Annotated in this window: 19 protein-coding genes; 3 read left to right on the top strand and 16 right to left on the bottom strand. The window is 64.9% G+C overall.

Features of this window, described 5'->3' with window-relative positions:
* Positions 1–115: 115 nt before the first annotated feature.
* From QMX96_RS19825 to ubiE, 9 genes are all read right to left on the bottom strand, one after another.
* Complete coding sequence (locus QMX96_RS19825) at positions 116–823, bottom strand: 16S rRNA (uracil(1498)-N(3))-methyltransferase (protein ID WP_043862166.1); 708 nt, start codon at positions 821–823, stop codon at positions 116–118.
* Entirely contained in the window at positions 820–1,605 is a 786-nt protein-coding gene (gene tatC / locus QMX96_RS19820; protein WP_043862165.1) for a twin-arginine translocase subunit TatC, read from the bottom strand. Before tatC ends, QMX96_RS19825 begins: the two co-directional genes overlap by 4 nt.
* Positions 1,602–2,012 carry a Sec-independent protein translocase protein TatB gene (tatB, locus tag QMX96_RS19815; protein ID WP_058541639.1) on the bottom strand — a complete coding sequence of 137 codons (411 nt, stop codon included), beginning with the start codon at positions 2,010–2,012 and terminating at the stop codon, positions 1,602–1,604. Before tatB ends, tatC begins: the two co-directional genes overlap by 4 nt.
* Before the next feature lie 4 nt (positions 2,013–2,016).
* The gene (locus QMX96_RS19810) at positions 2,017–2,286 is read right to left on the bottom strand and encodes a twin-arginine translocase TatA/TatE family subunit (protein WP_043862163.1); all 270 of its coding nucleotides are present in this window, start codon (positions 2,284–2,286) and stop codon (positions 2,017–2,019) included.
* A 23-nt stretch (positions 2,287–2,309) separates the two neighbouring features.
* The gene (locus QMX96_RS19805) at positions 2,310–2,645 is read right to left on the bottom strand and encodes a phosphoribosyl-ATP diphosphatase (protein ID WP_043862162.1); all 336 of its coding nucleotides are present in this window, start codon (positions 2,643–2,645) and stop codon (positions 2,310–2,312) included.
* 1 nt (position 2,646) lies between these two features.
* On the bottom strand, positions 2,647–3,039 hold the full coding sequence (gene hisI / locus QMX96_RS19800; RefSeq protein ID WP_043862161.1) for a phosphoribosyl-AMP cyclohydrolase: 393 nt from the start codon (positions 3,037–3,039) through the stop codon (positions 2,647–2,649).
* Positions 3,040–3,111: 72 nt separating this feature from the next.
* Complete coding sequence (ubiB, locus tag QMX96_RS19795; RefSeq protein ID WP_043862160.1) at positions 3,112–4,716, bottom strand: ubiquinone biosynthesis regulatory protein kinase UbiB; 1,605 nt, start codon at positions 4,714–4,716, stop codon at positions 3,112–3,114.
* Positions 4,713–5,336 (bottom strand): SCP2 sterol-binding domain-containing protein, encoded by a 624-nt coding sequence (locus tag QMX96_RS19790; RefSeq protein ID WP_043862159.1) that lies wholly within the window; start codon positions 5,334–5,336, stop codon positions 4,713–4,715. The genes ubiB and QMX96_RS19790 overlap by 4 nt, the downstream gene beginning before the upstream one ends.
* Entirely contained in the window at positions 5,336–6,106 is a 771-nt protein-coding gene (gene ubiE / locus QMX96_RS19785; protein ID WP_043862158.1) for a bifunctional demethylmenaquinone methyltransferase/2-methoxy-6-polyprenyl-1,4-benzoquinol methylase UbiE, read from the bottom strand. The genes QMX96_RS19790 and ubiE overlap by 1 nt, the downstream gene beginning before the upstream one ends.
* A 125-nt stretch (positions 6,107–6,231) precedes the next feature.
* Between ubiE and QMX96_RS19780 the strand changes: the two genes are divergently transcribed.
* The 3 genes from QMX96_RS19780 (at position 6,232) to QMX96_RS19770 (ending at position 7,924) form a co-directional block, all read left to right on the top strand.
* Entirely contained in the window at positions 6,232–6,507 is a 276-nt protein-coding gene (locus tag QMX96_RS19780) for a polyhydroxyalkanoic acid system family protein (protein ID WP_043862157.1), read from the top strand.
* Positions 6,508–6,705: 198 nt separating this feature from the next.
* On the top strand, positions 6,706–7,128 hold the full coding sequence (locus QMX96_RS19775) for a phasin family protein (RefSeq protein WP_043862156.1): 423 nt from the start codon (positions 6,706–6,708) through the stop codon (positions 7,126–7,128).
* Positions 7,129–7,138: 10 nt separating this feature from the next.
* Complete coding sequence (locus QMX96_RS19770) at positions 7,139–7,924, top strand: phasin family protein (RefSeq protein ID WP_116052521.1); 786 nt, start codon at positions 7,139–7,141, stop codon at positions 7,922–7,924.
* 147 nt (positions 7,925–8,071) lie between these two features.
* Here QMX96_RS19770 and QMX96_RS19765 read toward each other — a convergent pair whose 3' ends face one another.
* The 7 genes from QMX96_RS19765 to hslV all read right to left on the bottom strand — a co-directional run bounded on the left by QMX96_RS19765 (position 8,072) and on the right by hslV (position 15,857).
* Positions 8,072–8,686, bottom strand: a complete 615-nt coding sequence (locus QMX96_RS19765) for a TetR/AcrR family transcriptional regulator (protein WP_043862154.1) — start codon at positions 8,684–8,686, stop codon at positions 8,072–8,074.
* A 13-nt stretch (positions 8,687–8,699) separates the two neighbouring features.
* Positions 8,700–10,382, bottom strand: coding sequence for a class II poly(R)-hydroxyalkanoic acid synthase (gene phaC / locus QMX96_RS19760; protein ID WP_116052522.1), 1,683 nt, complete (start codon positions 10,380–10,382; stop codon positions 8,700–8,702).
* Between the two features lie 118 nt (positions 10,383–10,500).
* Positions 10,501–11,352 carry a poly(3-hydroxyalkanoate) depolymerase gene (gene phaZ, locus QMX96_RS19755; protein ID WP_043862152.1) on the bottom strand — a complete coding sequence of 284 codons (852 nt, stop codon included), beginning with the start codon at positions 11,350–11,352 and terminating at the stop codon, positions 10,501–10,503.
* Positions 11,353–11,409: 57 nt separating this feature from the next.
* Positions 11,410–13,089 (bottom strand): class II poly(R)-hydroxyalkanoic acid synthase, encoded by a 1,680-nt coding sequence (gene phaC, locus QMX96_RS19750; RefSeq protein WP_043862151.1) that lies wholly within the window; start codon positions 13,087–13,089, stop codon positions 11,410–11,412.
* Between the two features lie 350 nt (positions 13,090–13,439).
* Positions 13,440–13,817: a DUF971 domain-containing protein gene (locus QMX96_RS19745; RefSeq protein WP_282362267.1), complete on the bottom strand. Its 378-nt coding sequence runs from the start codon at positions 13,815–13,817 to the stop codon at positions 13,440–13,442.
* A 94-nt stretch (positions 13,818–13,911) separates the two neighbouring features.
* Complete coding sequence (gene hslU, locus QMX96_RS19740) at positions 13,912–15,249, bottom strand: ATP-dependent protease ATPase subunit HslU (RefSeq protein ID WP_054915767.1); 1,338 nt, start codon at positions 15,247–15,249, stop codon at positions 13,912–13,914.
* A gap of 77 nt (positions 15,250–15,326) precedes the next feature.
* Positions 15,327–15,857, bottom strand: a complete 531-nt coding sequence (gene hslV / locus QMX96_RS19735) for an ATP-dependent protease subunit HslV (RefSeq protein ID WP_028945572.1) — start codon at positions 15,855–15,857, stop codon at positions 15,327–15,329.
* Between the last annotated feature and the right edge of the window lie 157 nt (positions 15,858–16,014).

Genomic DNA, 16,014 nt, shown 5'->3' with positions numbered 1-16,014 from the left:
GGGGGCGGATGCGTGGTCTGTGGCCAATGCATCGGCCTGGGGTCACAAAACTGAAGGTGTGTATGAAAGGCGTCGCCGGCAAGGCCGGCTCCTACGCACAGCAGCGGACGCGGTGCTAGAACAACCGCGCCAGCAGGGCGGTGACCGCCGTCTCCACGCGCAGGATGCGCTCGCCCAGCTGTACCGGGTTCAGCCCGGCCTTGCCCAGCAGCTCGACCTCATACGGGATCCAGCCACCTTCCGGGCCGATCGCCAGGGTCACCGGCTCGGTCAATGCGCGCGGGCAGGGCGGGTGGTTGCCTGGGTGGCCGACCAGGCCCAGGGTACCCTCGGCAATCGCTGGCAGGCGATCTTCGACGAAGGGCTTGAAGCGCTTCTCGATCACCACCTCGGGCAGCACGGTGTCGCGCGCCTGCTCCAGGCCCAGCACCAGTTGCTCGCGGATTGCCGCAGGCTCCAGGAAGGGGGTTTGCCAGAAGCTCTTCTCGACCCGGTAGCTGTTGACCAGGATGAGCTTGCCCACGCCCATGGTGGCCACGGTCTGGAACACCCGGCGCAGCATCTTCGGGCGCGGCAGGGCCAGCACCAGGGTCAGCGGCAGCTTGGCCGGCGGCGGCTGGGTGAACTCGACCGACAGTTCGGCTTCATGGCCCTCCAGGCGCAGCACCACGGCCTGCCCCATCAGCCCCCCCAGGCGTCCCACGCGCAAAGTGTCGCCCACCGCCACGCGGTGGATCTCCTGCATGTGGGTAAAGCGCCGGTCGCCCAGCACCACACGGTCGGCCGCGACGAAGTCGGCCTCCTCGAGCAGCAGCAGGTTCACGGCTGGGTGGCTGGCGGCTGGTCGTCAGGCTCGTCGGCCTGCACCGGGGCACTGCGCTTGCGGATCAGCCCGCCGAACAGCACGCCGACTTCGAACAGCAACCACATCGGCACGGCCAGCAGGGTCTGCGAGAAGATGTCCGGCGGGGTCAGCACCATGCCGACCACGAAGCAGCCGATGATGACGTAGGGGCGGATCTTCTTCAGGTACTTCACGTCGACCACGCCGATCCACACCAGCAGGATCACCGCCACCGGGATCTCGAAGGCCACGCCGAAGGCGAAGAACAGGGTCATGACGAAGTCGAGGTAGCTGGCGATGTCGGTCATCATCGACACGCCTTCGGGCGTGGCGCTGGCGAAGAAACCGAAGATCAGCGGGAACACCAGGAAGTACGCGAAGGCCATGCCGGCATAGAACAGGAAGATGCTCGACACCAGCAACGGCACTGCGATGCGTTTTTCATGGCGGTACAGGCCGGGGGCGATGAACCCCCAGATCTGGTGCAGGATCACCGGGATCGCCAGGAACAGCGAGACGATCATGGTCAGCTTGAATGGCGTGAGGAACGGCGAGGCCACGTCGGTGGCGATCATCGTGGCGTTGGCCGGCAGGTGGGCGCGCAACGGTGCCGAAACCAGGGTGTAGATCTGCTGGGCGAAGGCGAACAGGCCGGCGAAGATCACGAAGATGACCGCGACGCAGCGCAACAGGCGCGTGCGCAGCTCGGTAAGGTGCGAGACCAGCGGCATCGGCTGGTCGTTTTCCGGGATTTCGCTCATGGGGCTCGCGGCGGCTGTGTCGGTTCGGTGGGCGGTGCTGCTTCGACGGCAGGTGCAGGTGTCGGTGCAGTCACAGGTTCTGGTGCAGGCGCCGGCGCAGCCTCGGTGGCGGTGGCGGCTGGCTCCGCGCCGGGGGTGTGCGCCGGATCGGGCTGTACCGATTGCGGGTTGAGGATGCGCCGGGCTTCCTGCTCCATGGAGAGGATGTGCTCGTTGTGCAGCTGGCGCCGGATATCGTCGGCACCGATCTCGCGCTCCACCTCGTTCTTGATCGCGTTGAAGCTGCGTTTCAGTCGGCCGATCCACAGCCCGGCGGTACGCGCAGCGCCCGGCAGGCGCTCGGGGCCGAGCACCAGCAGGGCCACCAGGCCGACAAGCAACAACTCACTGAAGCTGATCCCGAACATGTGTTCACTCTTTCCTGGTCGGCTCTTCGACCTTGTGCGCCTGGCCATCGAAGGTCTGCGGCTGGTTCAGCGGTGCAGCGGCGGGCGGCGGGGTCGGCTGGGCAGGCTGTACGGTGGGCTGCTCCGGCTTGTCTTCCTCTTCGTTCATGGCCTTCTTGAAGCCCTTGATCGATTCGCCCAGGTCGCTGCCCAGGTTTTTCAGTTTCTTGGTACCGAACACCAGTACAACCACCACCAGCAGGACGATCCAGTGTTTCCAGTCAAAAATACCCATGGTGCAATCCTCGATTGAATTCGTTAGGCCGACGGCTGGCGGGCGGCCTTCTCGTCGTGCCCGGACAGGCCGAAGCGGCGGTCCAGTTCGTCCAGCACGGCCTGCGGGTGCTGGCCCAGGGCGGCGAGCATGACCATGCTATGGAACCACAGGTCGGCGGTCTCGTAGATGACATCGCTGCATTCGCCACTGACGGCGGCGTCCTTGGCGGCGATGATGGTCTCGACCGATTCCTCGCCGACCTTTTCCAGGATCTTGTTCAGGCCCTTGTGGTACAGGCTGGCCACGTACGAGGTGTCGGGGGCCGCGCCCTTGCGCGATTCGAGCACTTCGGCCAGGCGGATCAGGGTGTCGCTCATGTCAGTGTCCTGCGCTGTAGATGGCATGCGGGTCTTTGAGTACCGGGTCGACGGTCTTCCACGCGCCGTTCTCGTACACGCGGTAGAAGCAGCTTTCACGGCCGGTATGGCAGGCGATGTGGCCCAGTTGCTCGACCATCAGGATGATCACGTCGGCGTCGCAGTCCAGGCGCATTTCATGCAGCTTCTGCACGTGGCCGGACTCTTCGCCCTTGCGCCACAGTTTGCCACGCGAACGCGACCAGTAGATGGCGCGCTGCTCGGCGGCAGTCAGGCTCAGGGCCTCGCGGTTCATCCAGGCCATCATCAGCACGCGCCCGGTCTTGTGGTCCTGGGCGATCGCCGGTACCAGGCCATCGCTGTTCCAGTTGATCTCGTCCAGCCAGTCTTTCATGTTCGACTCCAAAATAGGCCACGGTCCCGCACCGATGCCACCTGCTAGTGTGCCAGCCACGCAGCAGGCTGGCTATCGGCGCACGATCAGGTAAAGGCCCCCGGCCAGCATCAGCCAGGCCGGCCAGGCTGCCGGGGCGCTGAGGCTCACAGCGCCTGCGGCGAGGGTAGCGCCGCCCGCCAGCAGGCCGGCACCGAGCAGGCGCAGGGCCCAGCGATCGCGCTGCTGCCAGGGTGGCGGCGGGTCGTTCAGGTGCGGTTGCGACATGCGTTCGAGCAGGTCGCGGGTCATGCCGGCCAGGTGCGGCAGTTGCTCGACCTGGCTGTGCAGGTTCTGCAGCACGTTTTTCGGGCTGACCCGCTCGCGCATCCAGCGCTCCAGAAACGGCTGGGCGGTGCTCCACAGGTCCAGGTCAGGGTACAGCTGACGGCCCAGGCCTTCGATGTTGAGCAGGGTCTTCTGCAGCAGCACCAGTTGCGGCTGCACTTCCATGTTGAAGCGCCGCGCGGTCTGGAACAGGCGCATCAGCACCTGGCCGAAGGAAATATCCTTTAACGGTTTTTCGAAGATCGGCTCGCACACGGTGCGGATCGCCGCCTCGAATTCGTTGAGCTTGGTCTGCGCCGGTACCCAGCCCGAGTCGATGTGCAACTGGGCCACGCGACGGTAGTCACGCTTGAAGAAGGCGAACAGGTTGCGTGCCAGGTAGTCCTGGTCCTCGGGGGTGAGGCTGCCCACGATGCCGCAGTCGATCGCGATGTACTGCGGGCTCCACGGCTTGACGGTGCTGACGAAGATGTTGCCCGGGTGCATGTCGGCGTGGAAGAAGCTGTCGCGAAACACCTGGGTGAAGAAGATCTCGACGCCGCGCTCGGCCAGCAGCTTCATGTCGGTGCGCTGGTCGGCCAGGGTGGCAAGGTCAGTGACCTGCACGCCATAGATTCGCTCCATCACCAGCACCTTGGGCCGGCACAGGTCCCAGTACACCTGGGGCACGTACATCATCTCCGAGCCTTCGAAGTTGCGTCGCAGCTGGCTGGCGTTGGCCGCCTCGCGCAGCAGGTCGAGCTCGTCGTAGATGGTCTTCTCGTAATCGTTGACCACCTCTACCGGGTGCAGCAGGCGGGCATCGGCCGACACCCGCTCGGCGCCGCGGGCGATCAGGAACAGCCAGGCCAGGTCCTGCGCGATGATCGGCTTGAGGCCTGGGCGCACCACCTTGACCACCACTTCCTCGCCGCTCTTGAGGCGCGCCGCGTGCACCTGGGCCACCGAGGCCGAGGCCAGCGGTTCGACGTCGAAGCGGCTGAAGATCTCGCCCACCTTGGCGCCGAGCTGCGATTCGATCAGCGCCACGGCCTTTTGCGGGTCGAAGGGCGGCACGCGGTCCTGCAACAGCATCAGCTCGTCGGCGATGTCGGCGGGCAGCAGGTCACGGCGGGTGGAGAGCAACTGGCCGAACTTGATGAAGATCGGGCCCAGGTCCTGCAGCGCCAGGCGCAGGCGCGCGCCACGGCTCAGGGGCGACGGCTTGCGCGGCAGCCAGCGCCAGGGCATGGCGAAGCGCAGGGTCATCAGCCACCAGGGCAGGGGCAGGTCGAACAGCAGGTCATCGAGACGGTAGCGGATCACGACGCGCTGGATGCGCAACAGACGGCGGACGGCAAGCAGCTTCATGCGTTATCGCTGGATTCAAGGGATCGGGCAAGGCGCGCAATGCGTGCCTCGAGGCGTTCTACATCGATTTTCAGGGCATCGAGCTCGGCGAAGCGCGCTTCGGCTTCGCGCTGGCCGACCAGGGTGCGGGCCTCTTCGGCCAGGTATTCGCCAAGGTTCTGGTTGAGGCTGGCCAGGCCCTGGCGGGTCCAGCGCGCGCGGCTGCGCAGGTGGCCGCCGATCAGCTGGGTGGCGACCGGGCCGAGCCAGCGCGAGAGTTCGTACTCCCAGTCCAGCTCCAGGTCCTGCAGCACGCCGACCAGGTCGAGCAGCACCGCGCTGTCGCCTTCGAGTTCCACCTGCGGGCTGTGCAGCACCGCCGGCTTGTCCTGGCTCAGGGCCAGTTGCAGCAGGCTGCTGGCCGGTGCACGCAGGGTGCAGTCGGCCTCGGTTTCCCAGTGGCTGGCGAGCATCAGGCCTTCATCGCCGGGCAGGATGTACAGCTGCAGCGCCGGCTGGCGGCAGTCGATGGCAATGATCTTGCCCTCGAGCGCAGCCAGGCGCGGCAGCGCAGTGCTGTCCATGCGCAACACACGGTTGAGACCGTGTTCGACGCTGGCGAGCAGCCCGGCCAGCAACATCAGGGTTTGATACCGCGGTGCAGGGCCACGATACCGCTGGTCATGTTGTGGTAGGTGACGCGGTCGAAACCGGCGTCGACCATCATGGCCTTGAGAGTTTCCTGGTCGGGGTGCATGCGGATCGATTCGGCGAGGTACCGGTAGCTGTCCGCGTCGTTGGTGATCAGCTTGCCGGCCAGCGGCATGAAGGCGAACGAGTAGGCATCGTAGACCTTGGACATCAGCTTGTTGGTCGGCTTGGAGAACTCCAGCACCAGCAGGCGGCCGCCCGGCTTGAGCACGCGCAGCATCGAGCGGATCGCGTCGTCCTTGTGGGTCACGTTGCGCAGGCCGAAGGCAATGGTCACGCAGTCGAAATGGTTGTCGGGGAAGGGCAGCTTCTCGGCGTCGGCCTGGACGAACTCGATGTTGCCGGCCACGCCCTTGTCGAGCAGGCGGTCACGACCGACCTTGAGCATCGAGGCGTTGATGTCGGCCAGTACCACCTGGCCGGTGGGGCCGACCAGCTGCGAGAACTTGCGCGCCAGGTCGCCGGTGCCGCCGGCGATGTCGAGCACGCGGTTGCCAGGGCGCACGCCCGACAGCTCGATGGTGAAGCGCTTCCACAGGCGGTGCATGCCGCCGGAGAGCACATCGTTCATCAGGTCGTACTTGGCGGCCACCGAGTGAAAGACTTCGGCGACTTTCTCGGCCTTCTGACTTTCGGGGACATCCTTGTAGCCGAAGTGGGTGGTGGGTTCGGCGTGTTCGCCTTTGCGCTGGTCGTTCATATCGCTTCACCGGAAAAAATTACTGGCCATTCTAGGGCGTGCGGCTGCATTTGTCTTGGCGGGGTGTGTCGCAGGCGGAGGCAGGGGCATAATGGGAGTATGCCCTTCTAGCCAGGATTGATTGAATGACCCAGATCAGCGTCGAACGCAAACACAGCCTGGGGCGCGCAGCGGCCCGGGAAAAGGCCGAAGCCCTGGTGGACAAGCTGACCCGCGAGTACGACCTCAAGGCGCAGTGGAACGGTGACCGGGTCGAGGTCAGGCGCAGCGGTGCCAATGGCAGCATCGATATCGGCGACGACAGCATCCGGGTGGAGTTGAAGCTCGGGATGATGCTGTCGATGATGGGCGGCACGATCAAGGCCGAGATCGAGCGGGCCCTGGACAAGGCCCTGGCCTGAAACCGCTGTACAGGGTCAAGCGGCCCCGCAGGTTCACTGCAGGCCCTGTGGGCGCGGGCTTGACCCGCGACAGGGGCCTTCGCTGCACAGCAAATCCTGCCCTTAGGGTGAGGATTCTAATTTTTCCCCCTACCTTTGTGCCCAAGCCCAACTTTCACGGGCGTAACTCCATTTCCGTTCAAGCGTGAGGTGCAGAGCATGGCCAAAGTGACCCTGAAGAAAATCGACGACGCCCCGGGCAAGGCCCTGGGCGAGGTGCGCGGCTACGCGCGCAAGATCTGGCTGGCAGGCCTGGGGGCCTACACCCGGGTCGGGCAGGAGGGCGCCGAGTACCTCAAGGAGCTGGTCAAGGCCGGCGAAACCGTGGAGAAAAAAGGCAAGAAACGTCTCGACCACGAACTCGATGCCGCCAACAGCGAGATCCAGTCCGCCAGGCAGGAACTGGGCAGCGTGAAGGGCAAGGTCGAAGTTCAGCTGGATAAAATCGAAAAGGCTTTCGACACACGGGTCGCCAGCGCCTTGAATCGCATCGGCATTCCGTCTAAACATGACGTGGAGGCACTTTCTGCCAAGCTCGAAGAGCTGACGCTGTTGCTCGATCGTGTCGCACGCAAACAATAAGGAGAGCGGGATGGCTGGCAAAAAGACAACTGAGAAAGAGAGCAGCTCCTGGGTCGGGGGGATCGAAAAGTATTCCCGCAAGATCTGGCTGGCTGGTTTGGGTATCTACTCCAAGATCGATCAGGACGGCAGCAAGCTTTTCGAAACCCTGGTCAAGGACGGTGAGAAAGCTGAAAAGCAGGCCAAGGGCAGCGTCAACTCGGCCAAGGCCAGTGCCAAGTCTGCGACCTCGCGCGTAGGCGACGTGAAAGACCGCGCACTGGGCAAGTGGAGCGAACTCGAAGAGGCTTTCGACAAGCGCCTGAACAGTGCCATCTCGCGCCTGGGCGTGCCCAGCCGCAATGAGGTCAAGGCACTGCACCAGCAGGTCGACACCCTGACCAAGCAGATCGAGAAACTGACCGGTGCCTCGGTCAAGTCGGTCTCGGCCAAGGCGCCGGCCAAGCCACTGGCCAAGGCAGCACCTAAAGCGGCGGCCAAGCCTGCGGCCAAAACTGCGGCGGCCAAACCGGCAGCGGCCAAGCCAGCAGCCAAGCCGGCCGCGGCGAAAACTGCAGCCGCCAAGCCTGCAGCGAAAGCGGCGGCCAAACCTGCCGCAAAACCTGCCGCCAAGCCGGCAGCAGTGAAAAAGCCAGCGGTGAAGAAAGCCCCGGCCAAGCCTGCTGCAGCCAAGCCCGCAGCGGCCAAACCGGCAGCGCCAAGTGCCAGTGCGGCACCGGCGCCAAGCCCGGCGGCCACTGCGGCGCCAGCCGCGTCGGCAGCACCAGCACCTTCGAGCCCGGCCAGCCAGGCCTGACTCGAGGTAGCTGTACAGAAAACGCCCGGCCTGTGTGCCGGGCGTTTTTATGTGGGGTGCCTGTGCTGGCCTCATCGCGGGTCAAGCCCGCTCCCACAGGGATCACTGCCTTCCTTGCAGGCGCGGGCTTGTTCCGCGATGGGACCCTCAGCCCTCCAGGTACCTCAGGGCCAGTTGCTCCGCTGCCAGGCGTGACTCCACTTCCAGGTGCGGCGCCACCAGCATCATCACCTGGTACACCACGATCCCGACCTCGCCCTCGCGCGCCAGAATCCGCTGGTAGTCCAGCGAGAACAGCAAGGTCATGCTGATCTGCTCCACCAGTTGCCCCAGTGCGCGGGTATCGCTGGTCACCTGCCCATGCGCCTTGAGGCTCGCCAGCAATGCCGCCAGCGTGCGCTTGAGCGCATTGAGCAGGGTGCGCATGCCCCGCGCCAGCTTGGGCAGGCGCCCGGTAAGGTTGGACAGGTCCTGGAACAGAAAGCGGTACTGCGCCATGCGCTCCACGATCAGGTGCAGGAACAGCCAGTAGTCCTCGGCATCCAGGCGCACCTCCAGGGGCGGGTCGAGCAGGGGCGTCAGCTCCTCCTCGAAACGCTCGAACAGGCCCAGCACCAGCGGCTCCTTGCCGTGGAAGTGGTAGTACAGGTTGCCCGGGCTGATGCCCATCTCGTTGGCGATTTCCAGCGTCGAGACATTCGGCTCGCCCTGACGATTGAACAGGTGCAGGGCGCACTCCAGGATACGGTCGCGGGTCTTCATCCGTTCTTCTTGCTCAGCGCACCAGCACGTAGGTGCCGGGTGCGGGGTCCATGGGAGGGTAATTGGCGCTGCCCAGCGACAGGCGGGTTTCGCGCTGCGCACCGGAGCGCGCCTGTATCCAGTCGAGCCACTGCGGCCACCAGCTGCCCTCGACCTTCTGCGCATCGTGGTACCAGGCCCGCGGGTCGCTGCTCAGCCTGGGGTTCTCGACAAAATGCGCCTTGGGGTGGCCCGGCGGGTTGAGGATGCTCTGCACATGCCCGCTGTTGGCCAGCACGAAGCGCCGCTCGCCGCCCAGCAGCAGGGCCGAGCGGTACACCGCGTCCCACGGGGTGATGTGGTCGTTGCTGCCGGCCACGTGGAAGCTGTCCACCGTGACCTTGTTCAGGTCGATCGGCGTGCCGCATACCTCGAGGCCGTCGGCGTGCGTCAGCGGGTTGAATTTGAAGAAGTCCAGCAGATCGCCGTGCAGCGCGGCCGGCAGGCGGCTGTTGTCGTTGTTCCAGTACAGGATGTCGAATGCCGGGGGCGCCTTGCCCAGCAGGTAGTTGTTGACGAAGTAGTTCCAGATCAGGTCGTTGGGGCGCATCCAGGCGAACACCCGTGCCATCTCGCGGCCCTCCAGCACGCCCTGCTGGTAGGAGCGGCGCTTGGCCGCCTCCAGGGTCTGCTCGTCGGCGAACAGGCTGGCGGGGCTGTCGAACTGGCTGTCGAGCAGGCTGACCAGGTAGGTGGCGCTGTGCACCCGGCGCATCTGGCGCTTGGCCTGCAGGTGGCCCTGCAGGGCCGCGATGGTCAACCCGCCGGCACAGGCGCCGAGCAGGTTGACGTCGCGGCTGCCGGTGATCGAGCGGCACACGTTCATGGCTTCCTCGACCGCCGCCACGTAGCTCGACAGGCCCCATTCGCGATGCCGGGCGTCGGGGTTGCGCCAGCTGATCATGAAGGTCTGCAGGCCGTTCTTGAGGGCGTACTGCACAAAGCTGTTGGTCGGGCTGAGGTCGAAGATGTAGAACTTGTTGATCTGCGGCGGCACCACCAGCAGGGGCCGGGCGTACTGTTTTTCACTCATCGGGCGGTACTGGATCAGCTCCAGCAGCTCGTTGCGAAACACCACCGCGCCGGCGGTGCTGGCCAGGTTCCTGCCCACCTCGAAGGCGTCCGGGTTGACCTGGCGTGGCAGGCCGTCGTTGTGGCGCAGGTCGTCGAGCAGGTGGTTCAAGCCGCGCACCAGGCTCAGCCCGCCGGAGTTCAGCAGCTCCTTGACCGCCGCCGGGTTGAGCAGGGTGTTGCTGGGCGACATTGCATCGTTGAGCAGCGAGAACACGAAGTGCGCGCGGGCGCGGTCATCGTCGTCCAGCTGGCTCTCGTCGATCCACTGGCAGGTCTGCTGCTGCCAGGCCAGGTAGGCCTGCAGGCCGCGTCGGTACAGCGGGTTGAGCTGCCAGGCCGGGTCGTTGAAGCGGGTGTCGCGTGGCGAGGGCTGGTAGGGGGTATCGCCCAGCATCACGCGCCCCAGCTGGCCACCCAGCGCCAGCAGGTGGCGCGCAGTGTGCAGCGGGTGGCGCAGGCCGTGGCGCCCCAGCTGGTGCACCGTCGACAGCAGGTCGCGACCGCGCAGGCCACTGATGGCGCTGCGCACGTTGAGATAGGCAGCGGGGGTCGGTACCCCGGGCTTCGCGGGCTTGTCTTTCATCCAGGCAACACTCCGTCGTCAGGCCATCAACCAATGTTTCAATGCAAGAGCGACACCAACCCGAACTGGCGCTGACATGCCCCGGCGCTCCTGCCGGGGGTGCAAGCGATAGAGGTGCTCAAGCGCTCGGGGCGGGCCGTGGATGCATGACGGCGCGTTGGCGCTCCTGCTGCAGGAATTTCATGATGATCGGGGCAACGGCTTCGGCCCGGGTGATCAGGAACAAGTGACCGTCGTCGATTATGTGTAGCTGGGCATTGGGAATTCGCCAGGCCAGCAGGCGCATATTGATCAGCGGGATCAGCGGGTCGTCGTCGCCGGCCAGCACCAGGGTCGGCTGCTGGATCTTGTGCAGCCAGTGAATGCTGGTCCAGCCCATGCCGGCGAACAGCTGCCAGTAATAGCCCAGCTTGCCCGAGGAACGCACCTTGGCCGCATGCGACGCGGCCAGGTTCGGGTCGCGGCGAAAGGCCCCGCCGTAGATTTCCGGGGCGATGCGGATCACGTGGGACGGCTGTATGTAGCGCCTGGGGCTGGCCATCAGCCACAGCACCCGTGGCTTGCCCGGCACCATCACCGCACCGGCGGCGGTGGCCGCCAGCACCAGCTTCTTGCAGCGCTCGGGGTAATCGTGGGCGAACTGCTGGGCCAGCGCTCCGCCCCACGACACGCCGATGGCATTGACCTGCCCGTAGTCGAGGTAGTCGAGCATGCGCGCCGTCAGCTTGGCCAGCCCGGGAAAGCGGTAGGGCCGGCGCGGTGTCGACGAACCGCCCACGCCGGGCACGTCGAAGGCGATCACTTCAAGGTCCGGGTCCAGCGCATCGATGAACGGGAACACCAGCTCCAGGTTGGCGCCGATACCGTTGAAGATCAGCAGCGGCGTGAGGTGCGGCTTGCCGGGGCGAACGGCCGTGCGGATGGACTGGCCATCGAGCTCGACGGTTCTGAAGAGGTACGGTTGCGGCATGCGCGAGCCCTGTCGTGAGTAGCAGCGCCGCCTTGCCTGCGGCGGCGCCGGGTGTTTTCAGCGTTCGTGGACGTAGGTGCCGGGCGACGCTTCGGCGCTCGGATAGGCCTTGTTGCCCAGCTTGGCGGGTGCCGGCTTGAGTGCGCCGGAGCGCTCGGCCAGCCACGCCTGCCAGTACAGCCACCAGGAATCGGTGTGCTTGGTGGAGTTCTCCTGCCAGTCGTCGGCCTGGGCCGGCATCTCGCTGCTGGTCATGTAGCGCGACTTGGGGTTGCCCGGCGGGTTGAGGATGCTCTGGATATGCCCGCTGTTGGACAGCAGGAACTCGACCTTGCCGCCGAACAGCTGCGCCGACTTGTAGCAGGACTTCCATGGGGTGATGTGATCGTTGGTGCCGGCCACGCTGAAGATGTCGGTGGTGACCTGGCTCAGGTCGATCGGCGTGCCGCACACTTCCAGTGCACCGGGGCGCACCAGCGGGTTGTTCTTGAACATTTCGATCAGGTCGCCGTGGAAGGCGGCGGGCAGGCGCGTGGTGTCGTTGTTCCAGAACAGGATGTCGAACACCGGCGGCTCGTTGCCGAGCAGGTAGTTGTTGACCCAGTAGTTCCAGATCAGGTCGTTGGGGCGCATCCAGGCGAACACCTTGGCCATGTCGCGGCCTTCGAGCACACCGGCCTGGTAGGAATGGCGCTTGGCCGATTCCAGGGTCTGCTCGTCGACGAACAGCGCCACCTGGGTATCGAGGGTGGTGTCGAGCACGCTCACCAGCAGGGTCAGGGCATTGACCTTCTTCTCGCCCAGTGCCGCGTAGTGGCCCACCAGCGCGGTGCAGGTGATGCCGCCGGAGCAGGCACCGAGCATGTTCAGGTCCTTGCTGCCGGTGATTGCCAGCACCACGTCGACGGCCTCCTTGAGCGCATCGATGTAGGTCGACAGGCCCCACTCGCGCTGGGACTTGTTGGGGTTGCGCCAGCTCACGATGAAGGTCTGCACCGTGGAGCGCAGGCAGAAGCGCGCCAGGCTCTTTTCCGGGCTGAGGTCGAAGACGTAGAACTTGTTGATCTGCGGCGGTACCACCAGCAGCGGCTTTTCGTGCACCTGCTCGGTGATCGGGCGGTACTGGATCAGCTCCAGCACGTCGTTGCGAAATACCACGGCGCCCTCGGTGGTGGCCAGGTTCTTGCCCACCTCGAAGGCGTCCATGTTGACCTGGCTGGGCATGCCGCCGTTGTGCACCATGTCCTTGGCCAGGTGCGACAGGCCGTCGAGCAGGCTCTTGCCACCGGTTTCGAAGAACCGCTTGACCGCTGCCGGGTTGGCCGCGCTGTTGGTGGGGGCCATGGCCTCGGTCATCAGGTTGATGACGAAGTGCGCGCGGCTGATGTCCTGCTCCGACAGGTTGCTGTTGCCGATCCAGTCGTGCAGTTCCTTGCGCCAGGCCAGGTAGGTCTGCAGGTAGCGGCGGTACAGCGGGTTCTGGCTCCAGGCCGGGTCGCTGAAGCGGCGGTCGTCGCCCTCCGGCTGCAGGCCGGACTTGCCGAAGATCACGTCCTTGAGCTGCAGGCCGAAATGCGCGACGTGCTTGGCACTGTGCAGCGGTTGCTTGATGGCCTGACGCAGCACCATCCGGGCCGAAGACAGCAAATCCTTTCGGCGCAGGCCAATGATGGGGCTCAGGCCCAGGGTGTTTTCAGAGGCTTGGCGCTGCAGGTCATCGTTGTTCTTGTTACTCATCTACGACGCTCCGTTGTCCTGAGACGAGTACCGGCTGGGCTGTGGGCGTTGCACAGACGAATGCCTGGTACTACTGCTCGGGTGACCAGTGATAACGAACTGCGGTCCTGCGACCGGATGCGCGACGGTGATGAGCCCTGCGGGTTTATGCGTGTGAAGACAACCTGCTTTCGCTCGCGACCTCGGCATACCGGCCAGACCCTGCATCAACCCGCCCATGCAGGGTACTTGCCATATCCATTGGTTACCCGACTTTCATGGAATGCGCAAGCCGGCCAATCGCTGGCCGGCGCACGGGCATTCAAGCAAATAGAATTAGAAAATGCGCTCTAAAACGCCGGAGTGCCGGGCTAGAGCATCAGCTTGACGATCGACTCGGAAGGGTCGCGGGATTTACCGGCCTTGGCCAGCTCGTCGAGGTACTCGGCCCACAGCTGGTCCTGGCGCAGGCACAGCTGTTCGAGGTATTCCCAGGTGAACAGGCCGCTGTCGTGGCCGTCGTCGAAGGTGAGCTTGAGCGCGTACTGCCCGGCGGGCTCGAGCTGGCTCAGGCCGACGCAGAGCTTGCCAAATTGTAAGATCGGATTGCCGTGGCCCTGGACCTCGGCGGAAGGGGAGTGCACGCGCAGAAATTCGGCGGGCAGGTGATACACCTCGTCGGGCCCGTAGGTCAGGCTCAGGGTCTTGGAGGCTTTGTGCAGATTGATGGCGGTAGGCAGACGGGGCATGGCTATAAGGCTCTTGGGCTTCAAGCTGCAAGCTACAAGCTGCAGGAGAAGGCGTCCAGCACCTCCGGCCTGCAGCTCGCCGCTTGCCGCTGAGCTACAGAATGTAGCGCGACAGATCTTCGTTCTGTGCCAATTCGCCCAGGTGGCTGTTGACGTACTCGGCGTCGATGCGGATCGGCGCTTCGCTGTGGGCGCTGGCCAGGTCGCCGGCGCTGAACGACACCTCTTCGAGCAGGCGCTCGAGCAGGGTGTGCAGGCGACGGGCACCGATGTTCTCGGTCTTCTCGTTGACCTGCCAGGCAATCTCGGCCAGGCGCTTGATGCCGTCGGCAGCGAACTCGATGTTCAGCCCCTCGGTCTTGAGCAGCTCGCGGTACTGCTCGGTGAGCGAGGCATGCGGTTCGCTGAGGATGCGCTCGAAGTCTTCCGGGCTCAGGGCCTTGAGTTCGACACGGATCGGCAGACGACCCTGCAGCTCGGGCACCAGGTCGCTCGGCTTGCTCAGGTGGAACGCACCGGAGGCGATGAACAGGATGTGGTCGGTCTTGACCATGCCCAGCTTGGTATTGACCGTGCAACCTTCGATCAGCGGCAGCAGGTCGCGCTGCACGCCTTCACGGGACACATCGGCGCCACCGACGTTGCCGCGCTTGGCTACCTTGTCGATCTCGTCGATGAACACGATACCGTGCTGCTCGACCGCCTCGAGGGCCTTGGCCTTGAGTTCTTCCTCGTTGACCAGGCGCCCGGCTTCCTCGTCGCGCACCAGCTTGAGCGCTTCCTTGACCTTGAGCTTGCGGCTCTTCTTCTTGCCCTTGCCCATGTTGGCGAACAGGTTCTGCAGCTGGTTGGTCATCTCTTCCATGCCCGGCGGCGCGGAAATGTCGACGCCGACCGCTTCGGCCACCTCGATCTCGATTTCCTTGTCGTCCAGCTGGCCTTCACGCAGGCGCTTGCGGAACAGCTGGCGGGTGTTGGAATCGCTGCTGTTGACCGGGTCTTCGTTGAAGCCGGTGCGGGCCGGAGGCAGCAGTGCATCGAGGATGCGCTCTTCGGCGGCGTCTTCGGCACGGTGGCGCACGCGCACGATCTCCTGCTCGCGCAGCAGCTTGATCGCGGCGTCGGCCAGGTCGCGGATGATCGACTCGACGTCACGGCCCACATAGCCCACTTCAGTGAACTTGGTGGCTTCGACCTTGATGAACGGCGCGTTGGCCAGCTTGGCCAGGCGACGGGCGATTTCGGTCTTGCCCACGCCGGTGGGGCCGATCATCAGGATGTTCTTGGGGGTGACTTCCACGCGCAGCTCTTCGGGCAGCTGCATGCGGCGCCAGCGGTTGCGCAGGGCGATGGCGACGGCGCGCTTGGCATCGTCCTGGCCGATGATGTGGCGGTTGAGTTCGTGGACGATTTCGCGGGGGGTCATGGACATAATGGTCGATGGTCCTGTGGGCAAGTGTTCAGCGTGGAAAAGCCCGACCGTCGGGGTCGGGCGCCAGAACAGCTGAATTACTCGGCCAGGTCCTGCTCCTCGATGGTCAGGTTGTGGTTGGTGAACACGCAGATGTCGCCGGCGATGTTCAGTGCGGTCTCGGCGATTTCGCGAGCCGACAGGTCGGTTTTCTGCAGCAGGGCGCGTGCGGCGGCCTGGGCGTAGGCGCCGCCGGAACCCATGGCGATCAGGCCGTCTTCGGGTTCGACGACGTCACCGTTGCCGGTGATGATCAAGGAGGCGTCCTTGTTGGCCACGGCCAGCATGGCTTCCAGACGGCTCAGCGAGCGGTCGGTACGCCATTCCTTGGCCAGCTCGACGGCGGCGCGAATGAGGTGGCCCTGGTGTTTTTCGAGCTGGCCTTCGAAGCGCTCGAACAGGGTGAAGGCGTCGGCGGTGGCACCGGCGAAGCCGGCGATGACCTGGCCGTGGTACAGGCGACGAACCTTCTTGGCGTTGCCTTTCATCACGGTATTGCCGAGGGAAACCTGGCCGTCGCCGCCCATGACGACTTTGCCGTGGCGACGAACTGAAACGATGGTGGTCAAGGGAGAGTCTCCACGCAGCGAGGCGAAAATGCCTGATGCAGACTCATATGGGGGTGGGGGGAAAGATTTCAACCTTTTCGGCCCCTTCGCCGGCAAGGCCGGCTCCTACCGGTAGGAGCCGGCCTTGCCGGCGAAGGGGTTGGCTCAGGCTTGGTGG

It is taken from the genome of Pseudomonas sp. PS01300 (assembly GCF_029960155.1).
GTDB classification, from domain to species: domain Bacteria; phylum Pseudomonadota; class Gammaproteobacteria; order Pseudomonadales; family Pseudomonadaceae; genus Aquipseudomonas; species Aquipseudomonas palmensis.
Note: the sequence above shows the minus strand (reverse complement) of the source record. Positions and strands in the feature narration are given on the sequence as shown.

Coding starts and splice junctions, on each gene's coding strand:
- ubiE (WP_043862158.1), bottom strand. CDS start 6,106: ATGAACGACCAGCGCAAAGGCGAACACGCCGAACCCACCACCCACTTC.
- QMX96_RS19745 (WP_282362267.1), bottom strand. CDS start 13,817: ATGCCCCGTCTGCCTACCGCCATCAATCTGCACAAAGCCTCCAAGACC.
- tatC (WP_043862165.1), bottom strand. CDS start 1,605: ATGAGCGAAATCCCGGAAAACGACCAGCCGATGCCGCTGGTCTCGCAC.
- QMX96_RS19810 (WP_043862163.1), bottom strand. CDS start 2,286: ATGGGTATTTTTGACTGGAAACACTGGATCGTCCTGCTGGTGGTGGTT.
- QMX96_RS19775 (WP_043862156.1), top strand. CDS start 6,706: ATGGCCAAAGTGACCCTGAAGAAAATCGACGACGCCCCGGGCAAGGCC.
- hisI (WP_043862161.1), bottom strand. CDS start 3,039: ATGAAAGACTGGCTGGACGAGATCAACTGGAACAGCGATGGCCTGGTA.
- QMX96_RS19805 (WP_043862162.1), bottom strand. CDS start 2,645: ATGAGCGACACCCTGATCCGCCTGGCCGAAGTGCTCGAATCGCGCAAG.
- QMX96_RS19770 (WP_116052521.1), top strand. CDS start 7,139: ATGGCTGGCAAAAAGACAACTGAGAAAGAGAGCAGCTCCTGGGTCGGG.
- tatB (WP_058541639.1), bottom strand. CDS start 2,012: ATGTTCGGGATCAGCTTCAGTGAGTTGTTGCTTGTCGGCCTGGTGGCC.
- phaC (WP_116052522.1), bottom strand. CDS start 10,382: ATGAAAGACAAGCCCGCGAAGCCCGGGGTACCGACCCCCGCTGCCTAT.
- QMX96_RS19765 (WP_043862154.1), bottom strand. CDS start 8,686: ATGAAGACCCGCGACCGTATCCTGGAGTGCGCCCTGCACCTGTTCAAT.
- QMX96_RS19790 (WP_043862159.1), bottom strand. CDS start 5,336: ATGTTGCTGGCCGGGCTGCTCGCCAGCGTCGAACACGGTCTCAACCGT.
- phaC (WP_043862151.1), bottom strand. CDS start 13,089: ATGAGTAACAAGAACAACGATGACCTGCAGCGCCAAGCCTCTGAAAAC.
- ubiB (WP_043862160.1), bottom strand. CDS start 4,716: ATGAAGCTGCTTGCCGTCCGCCGTCTGTTGCGCATCCAGCGCGTCGTG.
- QMX96_RS19780 (WP_043862157.1), top strand. CDS start 6,232: ATGACCCAGATCAGCGTCGAACGCAAACACAGCCTGGGGCGCGCAGCG.
- hslU (WP_054915767.1), bottom strand. CDS start 15,249: ATGTCCATGACCCCCCGCGAAATCGTCCACGAACTCAACCGCCACATC.
- phaZ (WP_043862152.1), bottom strand. CDS start 11,352: ATGCCGCAACCGTACCTCTTCAGAACCGTCGAGCTCGATGGCCAGTCC.